The 19679-nt window shown below is 72.3% G+C and carries 20 protein-coding genes and 1 pseudogene; 3 read left to right on the forward strand and 18 right to left on the reverse strand.

Features of this window, described 5'->3' with window-relative positions:
• Positions 1 to 94 precede the first annotated feature (94 nt).
• A complete protein-coding gene (gene tsf / locus N538_RS0103405; protein WP_028636125.1) occupies positions 95 to 907 on the reverse strand; it encodes a translation elongation factor Ts in 813 nt (270 codons plus the stop codon).
• 45 nt (positions 908 to 952) lie between these two features.
• Complete coding sequence (gene rpsB, locus N538_RS0103410; protein WP_028636126.1) at positions 953 to 1978, reverse strand: 30S ribosomal protein S2; 1026 nt, start codon at positions 1976 to 1978, stop codon at positions 953 to 955.
• A 395-nt stretch (positions 1979 to 2373) separates the two neighbouring features.
• Between rpsB and N538_RS23690 the strand changes: the two genes are divergently transcribed.
• Positions 2374 to 2970, forward strand: a complete 597-nt coding sequence (locus N538_RS23690) for a murein hydrolase activator EnvC family protein (RefSeq protein WP_081790253.1) — start codon at positions 2374 to 2376, stop codon at positions 2968 to 2970.
• Here N538_RS23690 and N538_RS0103420 read toward each other — a convergent pair.
• The 4 genes from N538_RS0103420 to N538_RS0103435 all read right to left on the reverse strand — a co-directional run bounded on the left by N538_RS0103420 (position 2918) and on the right by N538_RS0103435 (position 6987).
• On the reverse strand, positions 2918 to 3817 hold the full coding sequence (locus N538_RS0103420; RefSeq protein WP_036569426.1) for a tyrosine recombinase XerC: 900 nt from the start codon (positions 3815 to 3817) through the stop codon (positions 2918 to 2920). The two genes, N538_RS23690 and N538_RS0103420, sit on opposite strands and share 53 nt — an antisense overlap.
• A 76-nt stretch (positions 3818 to 3893) precedes the next feature.
• Positions 3894 to 5030: a DNA-processing protein DprA gene (dprA, locus tag N538_RS0103425; RefSeq protein ID WP_028636128.1), complete on the reverse strand. Its 1137-nt coding sequence runs from the start codon at positions 5028 to 5030 to the stop codon at positions 3894 to 3896.
• Positions 5027 to 6613, reverse strand: a complete 1587-nt coding sequence (locus N538_RS0103430; RefSeq protein ID WP_028636129.1) for a YifB family Mg chelatase-like AAA ATPase — start codon at positions 6611 to 6613, stop codon at positions 5027 to 5029. The genes dprA and N538_RS0103430 overlap by 4 nt, the downstream gene beginning before the upstream one ends.
• Positions 6613 to 6987 (reverse strand): YraN family protein, encoded by a 375-nt coding sequence (locus tag N538_RS0103435; RefSeq protein WP_028636130.1) that lies wholly within the window; start codon positions 6985 to 6987, stop codon positions 6613 to 6615. The genes N538_RS0103430 and N538_RS0103435 overlap by 1 nt, the downstream gene beginning before the upstream one ends.
• Before the next feature lie 172 nt (positions 6988 to 7159).
• Here N538_RS0103435 and N538_RS0103440 point away from each other — a divergent pair, with 172 nt between their 5' ends.
• The gene (locus N538_RS0103440; protein WP_028636131.1) at positions 7160 to 8596 is read left to right on the forward strand and encodes a hypothetical protein; all 1437 of its coding nucleotides are present in this window, start codon (positions 7160 to 7162) and stop codon (positions 8594 to 8596) included.
• A gap of 5 nt (positions 8597 to 8601) precedes the next feature.
• On the opposite strand, the gene N538_RS0103445 is transcribed toward N538_RS0103440, so the two are convergent.
• From N538_RS0103445 to rpsP, 10 genes and pseudogenes are all read right to left on the reverse strand, one after another.
• Positions 8602 to 10239 (reverse strand): pilus assembly protein TadG-related protein, encoded by a 1638-nt coding sequence (locus N538_RS0103445; protein ID WP_028636132.1) that lies wholly within the window; start codon positions 10237 to 10239, stop codon positions 8602 to 8604.
• The gene (locus N538_RS0103450; RefSeq protein WP_197025223.1) at positions 10239 to 10694 is read right to left on the reverse strand and encodes a TadE family protein; all 456 of its coding nucleotides are present in this window, start codon (positions 10692 to 10694) and stop codon (positions 10239 to 10241) included. Before N538_RS0103450 ends, N538_RS0103445 begins: the two co-directional genes overlap by 1 nt.
• An 84-nt stretch (positions 10695 to 10778) precedes the next feature.
• Positions 10779 to 11087: a DUF2469 domain-containing protein gene (locus N538_RS0103455; protein WP_028636134.1), complete on the reverse strand. Its 309-nt coding sequence runs from the start codon at positions 11085 to 11087 to the stop codon at positions 10779 to 10781.
• A gap of 70 nt (positions 11088 to 11157) precedes the next feature.
• Entirely contained in the window at positions 11158 to 11844 is a 687-nt protein-coding gene (locus N538_RS0103460; RefSeq protein ID WP_028636135.1) for a ribonuclease HII, read from the reverse strand.
• A gap of 10 nt (positions 11845 to 11854) precedes the next feature.
• Positions 11855 to 12649: a signal peptidase I gene (lepB, locus tag N538_RS0103465; protein WP_028636136.1), complete on the reverse strand. Its 795-nt coding sequence runs from the start codon at positions 12647 to 12649 to the stop codon at positions 11855 to 11857.
• Between the two features lie 35 nt (positions 12650 to 12684).
• A complete protein-coding gene (rplS, locus tag N538_RS0103470; protein WP_028636137.1) occupies positions 12685 to 13035 on the reverse strand; it encodes a 50S ribosomal protein L19 in 351 nt (116 codons plus the stop codon).
• 193 nt (positions 13036 to 13228) lie between these two features.
• Positions 13229 to 14386, reverse strand: a complete 1158-nt coding sequence (gene trmD / locus N538_RS0103475; protein WP_028636138.1) for a tRNA (guanosine(37)-N1)-methyltransferase TrmD — start codon at positions 14384 to 14386, stop codon at positions 13229 to 13231.
• Positions 14383 to 14931: a ribosome maturation factor RimM gene (rimM, locus tag N538_RS0103480; protein ID WP_197025224.1), complete on the reverse strand. Its 549-nt coding sequence runs from the start codon at positions 14929 to 14931 to the stop codon at positions 14383 to 14385. Before rimM ends, trmD begins: the two co-directional genes overlap by 4 nt.
• A gap of 123 nt (positions 14932 to 15054) precedes the next feature.
• Complete coding sequence (locus N538_RS0103485; protein WP_028636140.1) at positions 15055 to 15297, reverse strand: RNA-binding protein; 243 nt, start codon at positions 15295 to 15297, stop codon at positions 15055 to 15057.
• Between the two features lie 122 nt (positions 15298 to 15419).
• Positions 15420 to 15857, reverse strand: a pseudogene (gene rpsP / locus N538_RS0103490) (30S ribosomal protein S16); the annotation flags it as partial.
• Between the two features lie 180 nt (positions 15858 to 16037).
• Between rpsP and N538_RS0103495 the strand changes: the two are divergent.
• A complete protein-coding gene (locus tag N538_RS0103495) occupies positions 16038 to 16637 on the forward strand; it encodes a hypothetical protein (protein WP_028636142.1) in 600 nt (199 codons plus the stop codon).
• Positions 16638 to 16742: 105 nt separating this feature from the next.
• On the opposite strand, the gene N538_RS0103500 is transcribed toward N538_RS0103495, so the two are convergent.
• Together N538_RS0103500 and N538_RS0103505 are read right to left on the reverse strand one after the other, a co-directional pair.
• The gene (locus N538_RS0103500) at positions 16743 to 18395 is read right to left on the reverse strand and encodes a hypothetical protein (RefSeq protein WP_155991946.1); all 1653 of its coding nucleotides are present in this window, start codon (positions 18393 to 18395) and stop codon (positions 16743 to 16745) included.
• Positions 18396 to 18492: 97 nt separating this feature from the next.
• Complete coding sequence (locus N538_RS0103505) at positions 18493 to 19656, reverse strand: amidohydrolase family protein (protein ID WP_331279512.1); 1164 nt, start codon at positions 19654 to 19656, stop codon at positions 18493 to 18495.
• Between the last annotated feature and the right edge of the window lie 23 nt (positions 19657 to 19679).

Below are 19679 nucleotides of genomic sequence, written 5' to 3' on the forward strand. Positions count from 1 at the left end.
GGGCGCGGTCGGGGGACGAAGAAGGCCGGTCCGATGATCAGGTCTGCTGTCATCGAACCGGCCTCCTCGTGTCGTCTGGCTAGAACCTATCCGGTCAGGCCCCGACCTCGAAACGGGCGAACCGCTTCAGGGTGGTGCCGGCCTCGTCGAGGACCGTCTTGACCGACTTCTTGTTCTCGGTGACCGACGGCTGCTCCAGGAGGACGACGTCCTTGAAGAAGCCGTTCAGGCGGCCCTCGGTGATCTTGGCGATCGCCTGCTCCGGCTTGCCCTCCTCGCGCGAGGTGGCCTCCGCGATCTCGCGCTCCTTGGCGACGATGTCGGCGGGCACCTCCTCGCGGGTGAGGTACTGCGGGCGCATCGCCGCGATCTGCATCGCGGCGCCGCGGGCGGCGTCGGCGTCACCGTCGTACTCGACGAGCACCCCGACGGCCGGCGGCAGGTCGGCCGCACGCTTGTGCATGTAGGCCACGACCGGGCCGTCGAAGTGGACGTACTGACCGAGCTCGATCTTCTCGCCGATCGACACGGCCAGGCCCTCGACCACGTCGCCGACGGTCTGGTCGTCGAGCGGGACCCGCTTGAGCGCCTCGATGTCGGCCGGCTTGGCCTCCGCAGCGGCGTCCGCGATCTTCTGCGCCGTCGCGACGAAGTCCTCGCCCTTGGCCACGAAGTCGGTCTCGCACCGCAGCTCGACGAGCACGCCCGCCGAGTGGGCGACGAGGCCGGCCGTGGCCTCACGCTCGGCACCGCGCTTGGCGGCCTTGGCGGCGCCCTTGACGCGGAGCAGCTCGACGGCCTTGTCGAAGTCGCCGTCGGACTCCTCCAGCGCCTTCTTGCAGTCCATCATGCCGGCGCCGGTCAGCTCACGGAGCTTCTTGACGTCGGCGGCGGAGAAGTTAGCCATGGTCCTTCTTCCTCGAAGTTCTAACCGATGTGCGGTGGGGGTGGCTCAGGCCTGCTCGGCGGCCTCGGCGACCTCGGCAGCAGCCGGGGCCTCCTCGGTCGCCTCGGCGGCGGGAGCCTCGGTGGCCTCGGCAGCAGCCGGAGCCTCCTCGGTGGCCTCGGCAGCGGGGGCCTCGGTCACCTCGGCGGCGGCCTCGGTGGCCTCGGCAGCCTCGGTCGACGCGCCGGTCGACTCGGCCGCGGGGGCCTCGGCGGCCGCGGCGTCGCCACCGGTGGCCTCGACGGCGGCCTTCTCGGCATCGCCGCCCAGCAGCTCGCGCTCCCACTCGGCCAGCGGCTCCTCGGCGCCCACGGCCTCCGTGCCCTCGCTCGGCTTGGCGCCGGAGCGGGCGATCAGGCCCTCGGCGACGGCGTCCGCGACCACCCGGGTCAGCAGGCCGACGGCGCGGATCGCGTCGTCGTTGCCCGGGATCGGGAAGTCGACGACGTCCGGGTCGCAGTTGGAGTCGAGGATGCCGACGATCGGGATGTGCAGCTTGCGCGCCTCCTCGACGGCGAGGTGCTCCTTGTTGGTGTCGACGATCCAGACCGCGGAGGGGGTCCGGGTCATCTCGCGGATACCGCCGAGCGACTTGTTCAGCTTGTCGCGCTCGCGGCGCATCTGCAGCAGCTCCTTCTTGGTGCGGCTGCTGCCGGCGACGTCGTCGAAGTCGATCTCGTCGAGCTCCTTGAGGCGGTTGATCCGCTGGTGCACCGTCTGGAAGTTGGTGAGCATGCCGCCGAGCCAGCGCTGGTTGACGTAGGGCATGCCGACGCGGGTCGCCTGCTCGGCGATCGCCTCCTGGGCCTGCTTCTTCGTGCCGACGAACATGATCGTGCCGCCCTTGGCGACCGTGTCCTTGATGAAGGCGTACGAGCGGTCGATGTAGGCCAGCGACTGCTGCAGGTCGATGATGTAGATGCCGTTGCGCTCGGTCATGATGAAGCGCTTCATCTTCGGGTTCCAGCGCCGGGTCTGGTGTCCGAAGTGCACGCCGCTCTCGAGAAGCTGGCGCATGGTCACGACTGCCATGTGGATCTCCTGGTTTCGCGGAGCACACCGCCGTTCGAGCCGTCCTTGAGGCAGGTCCGGCCGGAGGTGTGATCCTGTTGTTTTCAGTTGCTGCCCCCGGCGGGTGCCGACGGCCCTGACGCTCGCGCGCGACCCCACCGGCGCCCCCATGCATTGCTGGGAACCGGACTGAGGGTCGTCGCCCACGGGTGGTCGGGTCCTCGGAGCTCCAGGGCCCGTCGCGGTCAGCGAGCGTGCGTAGTCAATCCGCAAGGATTGCGTCGTCCAGAGTAGTCGACGGACGGCGGAGCGGGCTAATCGCCGGTTGTCGTCCACAGACAGCCTGCAGCTCCCCGGTTCTCCCCAGGCTCCTCATCATCGTCCCGCTCGTCCCCGGCGCGGGGCAGGGTCGACGCATGGCCATCCGTCCCGCCCCGCTCGTCACGCTCCTCCTGACGCTGCTGACGCTGCTGGCGCCGGCGTCCGCCTCGGCCACCGACGCCGATCCGGTCGGCGTCTGGCCGCTGGTGCCCGAGCCCGAGGTGGTCCGCGGGTTCGACCCGCCCGACGATCCCTGGGGCGCCGGTCACCGGGGCGTCGACCTGCTCGGCTCTCCCGGCCAGCCGGTCCGGTCGGCGCTGCCCGGGACGGTGCGCTGGGCCGGCGTGCTCGCCGGCCGCGGCGTCGTGGTGGTCGACCACCACAGCACGCGCACGACCTACGAGCCGGTCGAGGCCACGGTCGCGGTCGGCACGCGCGTCGACGCGGGCGACCGGATCGGCCGCCTCTCCCCCGTCGGGTCGCACTGCCTGCCGCGCGCGTGCCTGCACTGGGGCTGGATCCGGGGCGCCGAGGAGTACCTCGACCCGCTGCGGCTGGTCGGCGCCGGTCCCGTGCGGCTGCTGCCGCTCTGGCGGGGGGAGCCGATGCCGGTGCCCTACGCCCGGTGGGTGCCGCCGCTCATGCTCTGGGGTGTGCCTGCTGGTAGGCCCGCCGTAGCCGGTCCGTGGTGACGTGCGTGTACAGCTGGGTGGTCGCGAGCGAGGCGTGACCGAGCAGCTCCTGGACCGAGCGGAGGTCGGCACCGCCCTCGAGCAGGTGCGTGGCGGCGGTGTGCCGGAGGCCGTGCGGACCGATGTCCGGTGCCCCGGGGACGTCCGCGATCCGCTGGTGCACCATGGTCCGCACCGCGCGCTGGTCGATCCGCCCGCCGCGGGCGCCGAGGAACACCGCGGGCCCGCTGCCGGGGACCGCCAGCTGCAGGCGGCCGTGCTTCAGCCAGAAGTCCAGTGCCCGGGCCGCCGGCCGGCCGAACGGCACGCTGCGCTCCTTGCGCCCCTTGCCGAACACGCGGACCACGTTCCGCTCGCGGTCGATGTCGTCGACGTCGAGCCCGACGAGCTCGCCGACCCGGATCCCGGTGGCGTAGAGCAGCTCGAGCATCGCGACGTCGCGCAGCCCGACCGGGCTACCGTCGTCCGCCCGCTCCGCGGCCGCACGGATCAGGTCGCTCGCCTCGTCCGCTCGCAGCACCGGGGGCAGCGTCTTGTGCCGCTTCGGGGAACCGAGGCTGGCGCCGGCGTCCAGCGGCGTGCGACCCGTGCGGGCCAGCCAGGCGGTGAACACCCGGGCGGCGGTGGCTCGCCGGGCGATCGTGGTGCGCGACTTGCCGAGCGTCTGCTGCTTCGCGAGCCAGCTGCGCAACGTGCGCAGGTCGACCGTCTCGACGGTGGTGTGGCCGAGCCGGGCGGCGTGGTCGAGCAGACCGCCGACATCGGAGAGGTAGGCGCGCACGGTGTGCGGGGTCAGGTCGCGTTCGGCGGAGAGGTGCCGCTCGTACTCGCCGAGCACCCGCGCCATCGGCTCTGGCAGCGGGTCCGGCTGCTCGCTCTGCTCCTGGACGCCCACGCACCGAGTCTAGGAACCGATCGGCCCCTCACTCGTGAGCGAGCGCGGCGAGCCGCCAGCCACCCTGCTCCTGCTCGACGAGTCCCAGCTCGGCGAGGACAGCGAGCATGCCGCGCACGTCGGCAAGGCCCAGGCCGGCGGTCCGGGCGATCGACGCCTCCGGCGCCGGCCGGACGGCCGGCACTGCGTCGAGGACCTGCTGCTGGCGGGTGCTGAGCCGGTCGCGGGCGCGGTCCCGGCCGCGCGGCTCGGCCGCGAGGTGCTCCCCCACCGCGCCGACGGCCTCCAGCACCTCGGCACCGGACGTGACCAGGGTCGCCGCGCCCGAGCGGATCAGCTGGTGCACGCCCTGGGACGGCCCGCTGGTGACCGGTCCGGGCACGCCGAGCAGGTGCCGGTTGAGCCGCGACGCCCAGTTCGCGGTGTTGAGCGCGCCGCTGCGGACCGCCGCCTCGACGACCACGGTCCCGGTCGTGAGGCCGGCGATGAGCCGGTTGCGGGCCAGGAACCGCAGTCGTGTCGGTGCCCAGCCGGGCAGCGCCTCGGAGACGACCGCGCCGTGCGCGGCGATGTGCTCGATCAGCTGGAGGTGGGCGGCCGGGTACGCGCGGTCGGCGCCGCAGGCGAGCACGGCGATCGTCGTCCCGCCGCCGGCGAGCGCGCCCCGGTGGCCGGCCTGGTCGATGCCGAACGCGGCGCCGGAGACGACCGCGCGGCCGGTCTCGGCGACCGTGGCGGCGACGTCGGCAGCGACGTCCGCGCCGTACGTCGTCGCGGAGCGCGAGCCCACCACCGCCACCGACGAGACGAGCTCGTCGAGCCGCGCCGGACCGCGTACCCAGAGCCCCAGGGGGACGCCACCGCGACGCTGCAGGGGCGCCGCGGCGGCCAGGTCATCGAGCTGGACCGGCCACTCGGGATCGCCCGGCACGAGGAAGCGCAGGCCGAGCCGCGCGGCATCGGCCAGCGTCCGCTGCGGATCCGTGGCCGAGCGCCGCGCGGCGGGGTCGGTCTGCAGGTCGTCGATCCCGTGGTCGCCGAGCAGCCGGTCGTGCACCGCGAGGGCGCCGTGGGCGGTCACCAGGTCGGCGAGGCGTGGGTCGCCGGGCTCGCCCACCGCGGAGAGCGCGATCCGGGCGAGGCGGTCGTCGTCGGCCGCGGTCACCCGGTGCGCTCCAGCATCGAGAGCAGCAGCGGCTCACCGGTGCGCAGCCGCAGAGCGGTCTCGACCTCGTCGATGCCCGGCCGCTCGAGGCCGCGCAGGTCGGCGACCGTCCAGGCCAGCCGGTGCGCGCGGGTAGCGCCCCGGCGGCTGAGCTTGCCGTCGTAGAGCTGGTTGTCGACGGCCTGCTGGCCGGCCTTCGTGAGCGGCCAGCGCTCCCGGAGCACCGGTCCGGGCGCGTGGCCGTTGAGCCGCCAGCTCTCCTCGGCGTACCGCTCGGCCTGCCGGCCCCGGGCCGCCTCGACCCGGCCGCGCACCGTGGCCGAGGACTCGGGCGGCTCGAGGTCGACGACGCCGTCGTGCTTCCGGAGCGGGGGCAGGTGCCGCACGATGTCGACCCGGTCGGCCACCGGACCGGTGACCTTGTTCCTGTAGTCGCGCCGCTGGACCTCGCGACAGGTGCACCGGTTGAACCGCACGTCGCCGCTGTAGTCCCCACACGGGCACGGGTTGCAGGCGAGGACGACCATGCCGCGGGCCGGCAGCGTCACCGACTCGTCCCTGCGGGCCACCGTGACGTCGCCGCTCTCGAGGGGCTGGCGCAGCGCCTCGATGACGTCCGAGCGGAACAGCGGGAACTCGTCCAGGAACAGGACTCCGGTGTGGGCGCGGCTGACCTCACCCGGCCTGACGATCCCCGAGCCGCCACCGATCAGGCTGGCCTTGCTGGCGTCGTGGTGCGGTGCGGAGAACGGGGGTCGGGTGAGCATGCCGCCCGCCGGGTCGAGCGTGCCCGCGAGCGAGTGGATCGCGCTCAGCTCCAGCGACTCCGCACTGCTGAGGTCGGGCAGGATGCCGGGGATCCGCTCCGCGAGGCTCGTCTTGCCGGAGCCCTTCGGACCGGAGAGCAGGAGGTGGTGGCCGCCGGCGGCGGCGACCTCGACGGCGTACCGGGCGTCCGCGACCCCGAGCAGGTCCTCGAGATCGAGCTCCTCCAGCCGCTCCTGACCGCGCCAGGCGAGCACCCGGGCGCCGGACGCCGGCGCCACGGGCGGCGCGTCCGGGGGCTCCTCGCCGCACAGCACGGCTACCACCTGGCCCAGCGAGCGGACGCCGAGCACGCTCATGTCGGGCACCATCGCGGCCTCGGCCGCCTGCGGCTCGGGCACGAACACCGCGCGGATCCCCCGCTCGGCCGCGGCCAGCACCATCGGCAGCACTCCCGTGACCGAGCGGAGGTTGCCGTCGAGGGTGAGCTCGCCGACGAACGCCGTCTGCTCGAGCGACTCGGCCCGCACCGTGCCGGCGGCGGCGAGCACCGAGACCGCGATGGCCAGGTCGAAGTGCGTGCCGCGCTTGAGCAGGTCCGCGGGCGAGAGCAGGATCGTGATCCGGCGGGTCGCCGGCCAGTCGAGATGGCTGTTGATGATCGCCATCCGGCACCGGTCGCGGGCCTCGTTGATGGTGGTGTCGGCGCGGCCGACCATCGTGACACCGACCTGACCCGGCGAGACGTCGGTCTGCACGTCGATCAGGTGGCCGACGGCGCCGTGCAGGGACACGGTGTGGGCGGTGGCGAAGGGCATCAGCCGATCCCCCGCACGTGCTCGAGCAGCGAGGCGCCCCGCCGCGGCCGGACGATGCCGACCAGGTCGATGCGGATGTCACGGGCGGCGACGCCGCGCTCCTCCAGCCAGCGGATCGCCAGCCGGCGCAGCCGGGCGACCTTGATGTCGGTGACGGCCTCGTGCGGGGTGCCGTACAGGGTGCTGCTGCGGGTCTTCACCTCGCAGACCACCAGCACGTCGCCGTCGCGCAGCACCAGGTCGATCTCGCCGGTCTCGCACCGCCAGTTGCGGTCGAGCAGCACCATGCCCTGCTCGACCAGGTGCCGGGCGGCGAGGACCTCGCCGTACGCACCGAGTGCCTGCTTGATCGCACCAGTCGTCGTTCGCGTCATGGCGCCAGCGTCTCCGGCAGCGGCGACGGGTGGCGGCACGGACGGGCGAGCCTGTGGAGCTGGCCGTACGGAGCCGATCCTGTGGACGGAAAGCGGTGCAAGGGCTGCGACTCGCCCCGAGAAACCTCATCAACGCATGGCAATCGAACAGATGTTCGACTAGAATCGGAGCATGGAGCCACTCGTCACCGACGACCTCGACCCGGCTGCCACGCTGGCCGCCGCCGAGGCCGCGGTGATGGAGAGGCGGGCCGCCGACGTGAAGGACCTGCTGCTGGCGCTGCGCTGGGCGGACCTCCACGGCAGCGATCCCCAGGCGGAGCCCGGTGCGATCCCCGTCCGCTACGGCGGCGACCGGCTGGTCGAGATCGGCGGCGAGGGGACTCCGCCGGTGCGCGACCTCTGTGTCCACGAGCTCGCCATCGCCCGGCGCTGCCACTCCCTGGCGGCGCGCTCGACGATGGCCGACGCCCTGGACCTGCGGCACCGCCTGCCCCGCACCTGGGCCCAGGTGCAGGGGCTGTCCTGCGAGCCGTGGGTGGCGGGCAAGGTCGCCCGGATGACCCGCCGTCTGGACCGCGACCGGGCGGCCCTGGTCGACACGGCCGTTGCCGACGCCATCGGCGGGTGCTCCCCGGGCCGGGTGCTCGCCCTCGCCGAGGCCAAGGTGATCGAGGCCGACACGGCGGCGCACGCCGCCCGCCTCGAGGAGGCCCGCCGCGCACGCGGCGTGTGGGTCGGCGAGACCAACGCCGAGACCGGCAACCGCGACGTCTTCGCCCGCACGGATCCCGCTGACGCCGCCGGCGTCGACGTGCTGCTGGAGCAGGTCGTCGACGTCTTCCGCGCCCGGCCCGACCTGCTGCGCGCCCACCACCGCGACCTGCCGGCCGAGCTCGACGACCTCACCCACCACGAGCTGCGTGCGCTCGCCTTCGGCTGGCTCGCCCGCCCCGAGGACCTCCAGGCCCTGCTCAGCGCTGCCGCACAGCCGGGCGACGGCGAGACCACGGGTCGGAACTCCCGGCAGACGGGCCGTCAGCGAGCCGTGATCTACCTGCACCTGCACGAGAGCGCGGTCACCGGGACCACCGACGGGGTCGCCCGGGTCGAGCACCACGGGCCGATGATCCTCGAGCAGATCGTCCGGCTCCTCGGCCACGCCCGGGTCACCGTCAAGCCGGTCATCGACCTGGACGAGCACACGCGCGTCGACGCGTACGAGTTCCCCACCGCGGTCCGCGAACGCACGCGGCTGCGATGCGGCGGCGACGTCTTCCCCCACGCCACCAACACCTCGACGATCACCGGTCGCTTCGACGACGACCACCCCGTCGCCTACGACCCCACCGGGCCGCCCGGCCAGACCGGGGACCACAACGACGCTCCCCTGTCCCGCGGTCACCATCGGGCGAAGACGCACCGTCGCTATCGCGCCAGACAGCTGGATGACGGCAGCTACGTCTGGACCAGCCCCCATGGCCTGACCCGTCTCGTCGATCCCACCGGCACCCACGACCTCGCCGCCAGCGAGGCCTGGAGGTACGAGCACGCCGAAAGGATCGACGCCGCCATCGAGCGGCTCCACGAAGGCCAGCTGGCTCCGTAGGCCGGTCAGCCGCGCAGCGCAGGCGTGGTGCAGCTGGGGTGGTCGAGCAGCAGGACGTCGGCGCCCGAGGTGCGCAGCCCGGCGAGGTCGGAGAGCGGTCCGATGACGTTCGCGTTCAGGGCGGTGGCCAGCGGCTGCACGATCGAGGACGCCACGGCGTTCAGGACGGTCTTGACCTGGGCGAGCGTGAGCGTCACGAGACCGGCGCTCACACCGGCCGTCGGGGTGTCGACGGTGACCGGGGACAGCTGGGCCCGCGAGCCGCCGTTCGAGTACGCCGTGTCGTAGGCCTGCGACGGCACGGTGATCGTCACGTTGCCCGGCGTCCCCGACGGGGTGAGCGTCGCGCGGATCGTCCCGTCCACGTCGACCGACCCCAGCACCACCGTCACCTTGACCCGGACCGGGACCACCAGCTGGGCGGAGAGCAGCCCGCCGGTCGTGTCGACCGTCGCCGACTTGCTGGACGCGTTGCACGAGATCGCGTCGAGCGTGGAGGTCGCCGACGCCGTCGTGACCGTCAGCGTGGTCGGCGACCCCGTGGGCGAGCTCACCGAGACACCCAGCAGGTTGGTGATGCCACTGATCAGCGAGCTCGCGACGGTCTGGTTCGAGGTGAGGGTCGTGCTCGACGAGACCGACGCCTGGTTGCTGGAGTTCGGCGTCGAGCCGACGAACCCGCAGGCCGTGCGCGCGGCCTGGATCAGCCCGACGGACGACGTGAACGATCCGACTCCCGGGAGGCCGGAGCCGAGGTCGACCGTGACGGCCGAGTTCCCGTCGGCGACCAGGATCCCGCCCACGACCAGGTCCGCGAGGTCGAGGGCGGCCGAGAGCCCGGAGCCGGCCCCCGACGCGACCGAGAAGAGGTTGGCGAGGCCGACCGGCTTGCTGCCGAGGGTGCCGAGATCGGCCTTGATCGTGTTCAGCGCAGCGATCTGGCCCGAGCTCGCGCCGTTCGTGCCGATCACCTGCGCCGTCGCCGTGAGCAGTGCCGACAGCGTCACGGACGCGGTGCCCAGGGCCTCCGGTGACGCCAGCCCCAGCGCGGTCGCGAGGTCCGCGGCGTCCACGTGGGCACCGACCAGGCCCTGGTACGTCGCCGCGCCGACCGAGGCTCCGATGCCGTGGGCAGCGAGGGCGCGGTACAGCAGGTTCGCGTTCGCGGAGGTGGAGAGCCGGGCGCCCCACGACCCGAGCTTGTAGCAACCCTGGGCCCGCGCGACGGCGACCGCCGTGCGGCTCGCGCCGCCGCTGCCCGAGGTGAAGTGGAACGCGACGCTCGTCGCGGCCGTCACGCGTACGGCGTCGGGCACGGTCGTGTCGCTGACCGTGCTGAACACCCCGTCCGCGTCGAGGGTCCCCAGCTCCGGGGTGACCGCGACGTCGTCGCCCATCGCGTCGGGGTTGCGCGCGAGTGCCCGGTCGGCGGCCGCCTGCAGCGTCGGCGAGATGGCCGACGCGGCGCGGCCGTCGAGCTCGCGGGACAGGTCGAGAGCGACCACGTCGGCCACCGACTGCATGTCCGTGCGCGCCACGCGCTGGAGTCCGATGTCGACGGTGAACGCGGTCATCGCCACCAGCACGGTCAGCATGACCGCGACGATGGGCACCACCGCGCCGCGCTCGTCCCGGCTGCGCACTAGCTCACCCGCGCGACGGCCGAGTAGTGCAGCGAGTCGGGCAGCGGCACGAACGGGAAGTCCGGCAGCAGCGGGTGGTCGGCGTACGCGTAGTCCACGTCGACGGTCGCACAGTCCGCGGTCGCGTCGTTCGCGCACGCGGCGATCGTCAGCGAGCAGGTCCCCACGGTCGTGGCGCCCTTGAGCAGGCTGCCGGCCGAGCAGGAGACGCCGTACAGGTCGAGGCTGTCGTTCAGCGACGCGAGGGCAGCCGCGGTCCGGCTCGCGTCGTCGTCGGCGACCGACACGGCCGCCGCGCGCGCGCCCTCGGCCGCGCCCTGGCTCAGCGCCTGGCGGAAGCTGAGCAGGTAGCCGTAGCTGATGATCCCGAACAGGATCAGCAGCAGGAACGGTACGACGAGCGCGAACTCCACTGCCGCGGCGCCCCGCTCCCCTCTGCGAGTGCGCCGGGTCACCCCACCCCACATGGCAACGTCATACCCTGCCGGGGCCGGGCTGACGCGCTGGTCTGGTCCAGGCCGCGGGGTCCGGTCGCGCGGTCAGGCCTTGGGCGGGTCGATCTCCGCGGGGCTGAGCTCCTCGACGTTCACGTCCTTGAACGTGAGGACCTTGACGTTCTTGGCGAACCGGGCCGGGCGGTACATGTCCCACACCCAGGCGTCGGTCATGGACACCTCGAAGAACACGTCGCCGGCCTCGGTGCGGGCCTTCACGTCGACCTGGTTGCAGAGGTAGAAGCGGCGGTCGGTCTCCACGACGTACTTGAAGATCCCGACGACGTCCCGGTACTCCCGGTAGAGCGTCAGCTCCATCTCGGTCTCGTACTTCTCGAGGTCCTCGGCGCTCATGCTCGTTCGGGGTCCCCGCGGAAGCGTGCCTCCGCGCGCAGCGCCCCCATCGTGCGCTTTCGTGGGGTGTTCACGATGTTGACTCTATATCCGGCTGCAGCGGTTCGAGGCCCGCCGCACGGCGAACGTTCACGAACCGCATCCGGTGCACCGGCGACGGCCCGTGCTCGGTGAGTGCGGCCGCGTGGTCGTCGGTGATGTAGCCCTTGTGGGTCTTGAAGTCGTACGCCGGCCACTCGGCGTCGAGCTCGGTCATGATCCGGTCGCGGGTGACCTTCGCGAGCACCGAGGCGGCCGAGATGCAGGCCGCCACCCGGTCGCCCTTCCAGACCGCGAGCCCGGGCACGCCGAGGCCGTCCACCGGGAACCCGTCGGTGAGGACGTACGCCGGCGGCAGCTCGAGCAGCGCGACGGCCCGGCGCAGCGCCTCGACGTTCGCAACGTGCATGCCGAGCCGGTCGCATTCCTCGTGCGAGATGACCACCACCGACCAGGCCACCGCGCGCTTCACGACCTGCTCGTAGCAGCGCTCGCGGGCCCGCTCGGTGAGCAGCTTGGAGTCGGCCAGGCCGGGGACGATCCCGGCCTTGCCGGGCGGCAGGATCGCCGCGCCCGCGACCAGTGGTCCGGCACACGCGCCGCGGCCGGCCTCGTCGACCCCGGCGATCGGCTCGATCCCGTGCCGCCGGAGCGCTCGCTCGTAGCCGTAGAGGCCGGCGTCCTTCCGGACCGTGGACCCGCGGGGCAGCACACTCACGGCGATCGCCTCAGGACGCGTCCGGCACGTCCGCGAAGGTGTCCGGACGGTGCAGGAACGTGAAGTGGTCGCTGGGCCAGAGCAGCACGAACACCTTGCCGACCACGTCGTCGACGTCGACGTACGGGTTCTTCGTGCAGTCGCGGTCGGTCTTCAGGCACATGTGGACCGTCGAGTCCGCGGAGTTGTTGCGGTTGTCCCCCATCACGAACACGTGACCGGCCGGCACGGGACCGACCTGCCAGGAGCAGTGCGAGGTGCCGGAGGGCATCGGGCCGTAGCAGTCCGCGCCGCCGAGGCGGGCGTAGTCCTTCTCGTCGAGCGGCTGTCCGTTGACCATCAGCCGGCCCTGGCTGTCGCAGCACTTGATGGTGTCGCCGGCGACGCCGATGACCCGCTTCACCAGGTGGCCGCCCGAGGGGTAGAGCCCCACCTTGGACATCAGCTTCGCGACGCCGTTCGTCGGACCCGCCGACTCCTCGGCGTCGAGCCAGCCACCCGGGTCCTTGAAGACCACGACGTCACCGCGCTCGGGGCCGCCGCCGAACCAGTACGACATCTTCTGGACCAGGATCCGGTCGTTCTTGACCAGCCCCGGCTCCATCGACTGCGACGGGATGTAGAACGCCTGGACGAACAGCGCCTTGATGACGATGGCGAGCACCAGCGCGATCCCGAGCAGCAGGATCGTCTCCTGCCAGACCGGCAGGTGCTTCTTGGGCTTCCCGGCAGAGACGGACGACGACCGCGACACCGGCTCGTCGGGTTCAGCGACGGTGGTCGGGTCGCGGTCGTCGGAAGTCACGGGCAGAGGCTAACCACGAAGGCTGAGAAAGGCCCTCAGGCCTCCCGGCGCTCCTTGATCTTGGCCTTCTTGCCGCGGAGGTTGCGCAGGTAGTAGAGCTTCGCCCGGCGGACGTCGCCGCGGGTCACGACCTCGATCTCCTCGAAGATCGGGGAGTTCAGCGGGAAGGTCCGCTCGACGCCGACACCGAAGGAGACCTTGCGGACCGTGAAGCTGCGGCCGATGCCGGAGCCCTGGACGCGGATCACGACGCCCTGGAAGACCTGGATGCGGGAGCGGTTGCCCTCGACGACCTTGACGTGGACCTTGACGGTGTCGCCGGCGCGGAAGGCGGGGACGTCGTCGCGCTTGATGGCGTTGCCGAGCTCGGCAATGACGTTGCTCATTGTCTCTCCTCGCGAGTGCCACAGGTCAGCCGCGCTGCAGGAACTGGTGCGTTCGGTTGTGGGCCCAGCTGGTGTGGCCGGCGGCGCCGCGTTCCCCCTGTGGCAGGAAGCGGTGCGGGTCCCCTTCGGACGCGTCCTCGGGACGACCCTTGTTTGGCCGGCTGGGCCGAGGGTCAAGTCTGCCACAGCGGGGTCAGGGCCGACGAATCTGCTTGGTCATCCGCACGGTGCCCGGCGCGATCTCGCCGCGCAGCCGGTAGCCGGCCCTCTTGTACATCCGCTGGTTGCGCGCGCTCCCCGCGCCGGTGAACAGGGCGTACGTCGTCGCCTGCTCCGGCGCCAGCGCCTCGATCCGCTCGAGCAGCGTGCGTCCCAGGCCGCGCCCGGCCAGGTCGGGAGCGACCATCAGCCGGCCGACCTCCCACGACTCGCCGTCCAGCGACGCGCGCACCGCGCCGACCAGCCGGCCGGCGGACCGGGCCACGAGCACCGTGTCGCGCGCTGCCCAGGCGCGGGCGTCGTCGTACGTCTCGTGCAGCGCGGGGATCCGTATCCCGGGGTTGTCGTGCTGCTCCTGCACCCAGCAGGCGAGCTGGAGCACGTACAGCTCCCCTACGTCGGACGGCCGCACCGGGCGGATCTCGACGTCGTCCAGCAGGCTCGAGGCGGGCAGCAGGTCGGGTCGGCGCTCCGCCGTACGCCGGACCGCCCGGTCGTGACGCCACGACGCGATCGCGGCGTGGTCGCCGGACAGCAGCACGGGCGGCACGTCGTGGCCGCGCCAGGAGGCGGGCTTCGTGTAGACCGGGTACTCGAGCAGCCCGTCCTCGTGGGACTCCTCGACCAGCGAGTCGGCGTTGCCCATGAAGCCGGGCACGAGCCGCACCACGGCCTCGGTGATCGCCAGCGCGGCGACCTCGCCCCCGTTGAGCACGTAGTCACCGAGCGAGATCTCGTGCACCTCGGCACGCGCGGCCAGGTCGTCGAGGACCCGCTGGTCGATGCCCTCGTAGCGGCCGCACGCGAACACGATCCGCTCCCGGCTCGCGAGCTCGCGGGCGACGGCCTGGGTGAACGGCCGGCCGGACGGGGTCGTGAAGACCACCGTGACGGCCTCGGGGGCGTCCCGCAGCAGGTCGTCGAACGCCTCGCCCCACGGCTCGGGCTTCATCACCATGCCGGCGCCCCCGCCGTACGGCGTGTCGTCGACGGTGCGGTGGCGGTCGTGGGTCCACTGTCGGAGGTCGTGCACGCGGACGTCGATCAGGCCCTTGTCCCGTGCCTTGCCCGCGAGCGAGAGCTCCAGCGGGGCCAGGTAGTCGGGGAAGATGGTGACGACGTCGATCCTCACTCGTCGTCCTCCAGCGGCGTCACGAGCCCGGGTCGGTCCGCGACGACCACCCGGCGTCCGGGCAGGTCGACCTCGGGGACCAGCGCCTTGACGAACGGCACCAGTGCGTCCCGCCCGTCCGGGGTCCGGATCGTGAGCAGGTCCTGTGCACCGCCGTGCACGAGGCCGGTGACCGCGCCGAGGGCGCGGCCGTCGAGGTCGTACGCCGCGAGCCCGAGCAGCTGGTGGTCGTAGTACTCGTCGGGGTCGTCGGGCACGGCGTCGGCCGGGATGTCCGCGTGCAGCAGGATGCCGCGCGCCGCCTCGGCGGCGTTCCGGTCACCGATCTCCTCGAAGCGGACCAGCAGCGTGGACGTGTGCCACTTCGCGGCCGCGACGGTGAGGGTGCGCAGCGGCGAGTGGGATCCCCGCGGAGCCTCCACCCGGAGCACCGATCCGGCCGCGAACCGGCGGTCGGGCTCGTCGGTGCGGACGTCGACGGTCACCTCACCGCGGATGCCGTGCGGCTTGCCGATCCGCCCGACGAGGACCTCGATGGTCTCCACAGATCCCACTCTCTCGGAAATGACAGCAGGTCTCGACACACCGCTCGTCCCTCGCGGCCGGTCGACCAACGATGTCGTTGGTCGAGCAGCGATCGCGAGGGACGAGCGAACGCGTGTCGAGACCTAGCGGCGGCGGTCGGTGTCGACGAAGTCGACCCGCGCCCCGCCGCGGCCCGCGAGCGCGGAGACCACGGTGCGGAAGGCGGTCGCGGTGCGACCGTTCCGACCGATCACCTTCCCGAGGTCGTCGGGGTGGACCCTGACCTCGAGGATCGAGCCGCGACGAAGCTGCTTGTCGCGCACGCTCACGTCATCGGGGTGGTCGACGACTCCGCGCACCAGGTGCTCGAGCGCCTCGGCGAGCATGGCGCTCAGGACTCGGTCTTCTCCGCGTCGACCTGAGCGGTCTCCGCGGCCTCGGCCTGCTCGGCGGCGACCTCGGGGGTCTCGTCGGCGGGAACCGGAGCGGTCTCCTCGACAGGAGTCTCAGCAGGAGCCTCGGCGGCGGGGGCCTCCTCGGCGGGCGCCTCGACCTTCTTCTTCGCGGCGGCCTTCTTGGTCACGGCCTCGCCCCGGGGCTCGCTCTGCGCGTCCTTGAGGGCCTGGTTGAAGAGGTCGAGCTTGTCCGGCTTCGGAGTGGCGACCTTGAGGGTGCCCTCGGTGCCCGACATGCCCTTGAACTTCTGCCAGTCACCGGTGATCGTCAGGATCTTGGCGACCGCGTCGGACGGCTGTGCGCCGACGCCCAGCCAGTACTGCGCCCGCTCGGAGACGACGTCGATGTACGACGGGTCCTCCTTGGGGTGGTACTTGCCGATCTCCTCGATCACCCGGCCGTCGCGCTTCTTGCGCGAGTCGACGACGACGATGCGGTACTGCGGCACCCGGACCTTGCCCAGGCGCTTCAAACGGATCTTGACGGCCACGTCTGTGGTGTCTCCTCGAACTCGTGTGTGGGTGAAGTGTCCTGACCAGGTGGGGAAAGCACCGGCAGGGACCTTCGATGGGCACTGCGGCGTCCGGATGAGAGGGTCCGGGCGCGCAGGACTCAGCGGCCAAGTCTGCCAGACTCCCCGGCCGAGACCGAAATCGGGCAGAGTGGGCCCGTGAGCAGCGCTGCGCCACCCCCGCCGCCGCCCGGAGGCTACCCGGCGGCGTACCCGGCGCGGCCGCAGAAGTACCGCCCGAGCGGCTGGTGGTTCGTGCTCGGCAGTGGCCTGGTCGTCCTCGCCATCGGCATCGCGGTCGGGGTGTTCGTCTGGCTGCTGGCGGCGTTCCTGGACTTCGACGCGATCGTCGACGCCGACGGGCAGCCGCACAACGTCACGGTCGGCACCGACCGGGACCGGATGCTCTGGACCGACTCCACCGCCCAGAGCTGCCGGCTCATCGACCTCGACAGCGGGGAGCCGATCCCGCTGCACCGGGTGAGCGGCGACTTCTCCCGCTCCGACAGCCACGGAGACTTCGAGGGCTTCCTGCGCTTCTCACCGGGATCCGGGCACGTCGTGATCACCTGCGTGCAGACCGACGGCAGCTCCCCCGGCTCCGTGCTGATCGGGCCGATGCCCCGGATCGGCAGCCTCGTGGCCGGCGTGCTGATCGCGATCCTCGTGCCCGCGCTCCTCGGGCTGGCCGGACTGGTGATCATCATCGTCAACGGCATCCTCTGGTCCACGAGGCAGCCGAGGCCGAAGGGCGTCTGAGGGCCCGGGCCGTCGGCACCTGCTCGTCGCCCTCGGCGCACCGCCCGTCCGCGACCCCGGCCGGGCGCCGCCGGGCGCCGGACCGGGGTCGCGGTCGTGCGGGTCCTACAGGTGCGAGCGGATCAGGAAGTTGTCCTGCTGGGGAATCGGGAAGCCCTCGCCGAGCAGCTTGACCGAGCGGTAGTTGGCGTTGAAGTGCGTGAGCGCCACGTCGTGCCGGGCCAGCACCTCGAAGTAGTCGCCGATGAACGCCCCGCCGAGCAGGGGGTCAGCCTCGGTCTCGTTCGACACACGGGTGAGGCGCTGCCGGTCCACGACCCGGCCCTCCGGGGTCACCTCGGTGACCTCGACGTCCTGCCGGTTGTGGAACACCGGGTCGAAGCGGCTGGTGTACCAGGCGACCGCGAGATTCCGCCCGCCCTCGTTGGCCGAGATGGTCGGGAAGTAGTTGTCGCCGCCCGCGGACAACGTCCTCGTGCCGCTCCAGCTGACGCCCTGGTTGTCGGAGTACCGCATCCGGATCGCGGGCTCCTCGCAGACGCTGTCACCCAGTGCCCGTGCCCGGCACCCGTCCCAGACCACGAACACCCGTGTCTTCCCGTTCACGACCTTCACGTCGCTCTTCGGATACGTCGCCACCCGGAAGTCGTTGGCGTGCAGCGGTGCGATGCCGATGTTGAGAGGTTCCTCCGCCACCTGGCGCGGCGGGCCGAACGTGGTGCTGCCCGGCGGTGCGACCCGCAGCCAGAACGTCATGTGCTCCGGGGGCTCGAAACCGGTCTCCAGGTCGTTGTCCTGCTCCCACGTGATGTACGTCGACCCGTCGGGCGCGATCGTGACGTCGCCGAACTGGATGCTGGGCTGGTCACCGCTGATCAGCATCGGGTCGGTGCAGGCGAGGTCCAGGGTGCACCGGACCGCCATGATGCTGTTGGAGGTGTACACGCCGGTGCAGCCGACGTCGGGGCACCGGAACTCGCTGTAGACCACCCACACGTACTTGCCGTCGGTGTACGCCCACGGCTTGTCGAGCAGCACGTGCGGATCGGTCGACTGGGCCACGACCTCACGGTCGGGCCAGCACGACGGGTCGGTACCACCCGGGCAGCGGGCGAGCGTGGCCGCGTCCGAGCGGTAGATCCCGACGCCGTTGGGGAAGAAGTCCTCGGGGTCGTAGTTGAGGTCGACGGCGAGGAACGTGCAGTCGCGGGTCGAGATGTCGACCGGGTCGCCTCCGGACGGGACCATCGTGCCGCCGCCGAAGTCGATCGCCGGCAGGAGACCCTCGTTGCGCACGGACGACCCGCCGTTCGTCGAGAAGTGCCAGCCGGTGAAGTTCTCCTCCGGGTCGAGCAGTCCGCGGTAGTCGTTGGTACCGCCCAGGACGTTCTGCCCGTGGTGTCCGCAGGCAGCGATCGACTCCTCGTTCTGCGGCAGCCCCGTGTCGTCGTGGTTGAACACGGCCGACGACAGCGGCCCGGTCCCGGGACCGGAGCTCGTCGATGCCGCGCGGTGCTGCTCGATCAGCGCGCGCAGCTCCTCGTACCGTGGCCGGGCTCCTTCGGGCGCCGCTTCGGGATGCGCGATCAGGTAGCGGGTGACCGGAGCCGACGAGAGCTTGCCGGCCGCCGGTCCCAGCCCGTCGGGCGAGATGCTTCGCTGGTGCGGCGTCGCGCCCGCGAAGGGCGCGGCGACCAGCGCCACCACTGCTGCCAGGCCGACCGCCTTCGCGATCCGGGCCCGCCGTGACTGCCACACGAGAACCACCAACTCTCAAGCAGACGATGTGAGCGACGTCACGCTACGTCCGGCCGGTGGGGCTCGGCATGGTGCAGATTGGGGATGTCCGGTGCAGCTACGCCACGACGGCACCGCGCAGGACGACGGCCGACGGGCGCATCAGCACCGAGAGGTCCTCGAGCGGGTTGGCGTCGTAGACGACGAAGTCCGCGGGCGCCCCCTCCTCGAGGCCGGCGTTCCACCCGAGCCACTCCCGCGCGCGCCACGACGCAGCCCCGAGGGCGTACTCGGGCGGCATGCCGAACGCCGCCATCGCGACCACCTCACCGGCGATGTTGCCGTGCCGGCTGATGCCGCCGCCGTCGGAGCCGGCGTACAACGCCACCCCGGCCTCGTACGCCGCCATGATCGTGTCGCGCCGGCTCACGAACAGGTCGGTCATGGTGCGGCCGTAGTCGGGGAACTTCCCCGCGGCCGACGCCGCGTGCTCGGGGAACTTGTCGGTCTGCATGACGGTCGGCACCAGCGCCACCCCGCCCGCGACCATCGCCTCGACCTGGTCCTGGTGCAGGCCGGTGCCGTGCTCGATGCAGTCGATGCCGGCCTCGATGAGCCCGCTCAGCACCTCGTGACCGAAGCAGTGGGCGGTCACCCGGGCCCCGTGCTCGTGCGCGACCCGGATGGCCGCGGCGAACGCCTCGGGCGGGAACGACGGCCGGAGGTCCCCGTCCTCGCGCGAGATCCAGTCGCCGACCAGCTTCACCCAGCCGTCGCCGCGCTCGGCCTCCCGGGCGACGTACGCCGGGAGCTCGGCCGGTTCGACCTCGTGCGCGTAGCCGCGGATGTACCGCTTGGTCCGGGCGATGTGGCGGCCGGCCCGGATCAGCCGGGGCAGGTCGTCGCGATCGTGGATCCACGACGTGTCGGCGGCGGAGCCGCAGTCGCGGATCAGCAGCGCGCCGGCGTCGCGGTCCTCGATCGCCTGCTGCTCGGTCGCCTGGTCGGAGACCGCGCCGTCGTCGTCCAGGCCGAGGTGGCAGTGCGCGTCGACCAGTCCCGGGACGATCCAGCCGTCGACGCCACCCTCGGCCCCGGGCACGTGGTCGAAGGTGACGTGGCCGTCGGCGACGTACAGCGTGCGGGGCTCGCCGTCGGGCAGGACCGGACCGGAGAACCGCAGGGCGCGCATGTCCCCGGACGCTACCGGGTGCTGGTGCGCCCGCAGCCCGAGCCCGTACAGGTCCGCGGTCGAGTGCGATCGCGGATCCTCCGGGTCCATGCGGAAAGGCCGCTGGCGGAGCC

Source organism: Nocardioides sp. URHA0032 (assembly GCF_000620645.1).
GTDB lineage: Bacteria > Actinomycetota > Actinomycetes > Propionibacteriales > Nocardioidaceae > Nocardioides.

Coding starts and splice junctions, on each gene's coding strand:
- tsf (WP_028636125.1), bottom strand. CDS start 907: ATGGCTAACTTCTCCGCCGCCGACGTCAAGAAGCTCCGTGAGCTGACC.
- rpsB (WP_028636126.1), bottom strand. CDS start 1,978: ATGGCAGTCGTGACCATGCGCCAGCTTCTCGAGAGCGGCGTGCACTTC.
- N538_RS23690 (WP_081790253.1), top strand. CDS start 2,374: ATGGCCATCCGTCCCGCCCCGCTCGTCACGCTCCTCCTGACGCTGCTG.
- N538_RS0103420 (WP_036569426.1), bottom strand. CDS start 3,817: ATGGCGCGGGTGCTCGGCGAGTACGAGCGGCACCTCTCCGCCGAACGC.
- N538_RS0103430 (WP_028636129.1), bottom strand. CDS start 6,613: ATGCCCTTCGCCACCGCCCACACCGTGTCCCTGCACGGCGCCGTCGGC.
- N538_RS0103435 (WP_028636130.1), bottom strand. CDS start 6,987: ATGACGCGAACGACGACTGGTGCGATCAAGCAGGCACTCGGTGCGTAC.
- N538_RS0103440 (WP_028636131.1), top strand. CDS start 7,160: ATGGAGCCACTCGTCACCGACGACCTCGACCCGGCTGCCACGCTGGCC.
- N538_RS0103455 (WP_028636134.1), bottom strand. CDS start 11,087: ATGAGCGCCGAGGACCTCGAGAAGTACGAGACCGAGATGGAGCTGACG.
- rplS (WP_028636137.1), bottom strand. CDS start 13,035: ATGAGCAACGTCATTGCCGAGCTCGGCAACGCCATCAAGCGCGACGAC.
- N538_RS0103485 (WP_028636140.1), bottom strand. CDS start 15,297: ATGCTCGCCGAGGCGCTCGAGCACCTGGTGCGCGGAGTCGTCGACCAC.
- N538_RS0103505 (WP_331279512.1), bottom strand. CDS start 19,656: ATGGACCCGGAGGATCCGCGATCGCACTCGACCGCGGACCTGTACGGG.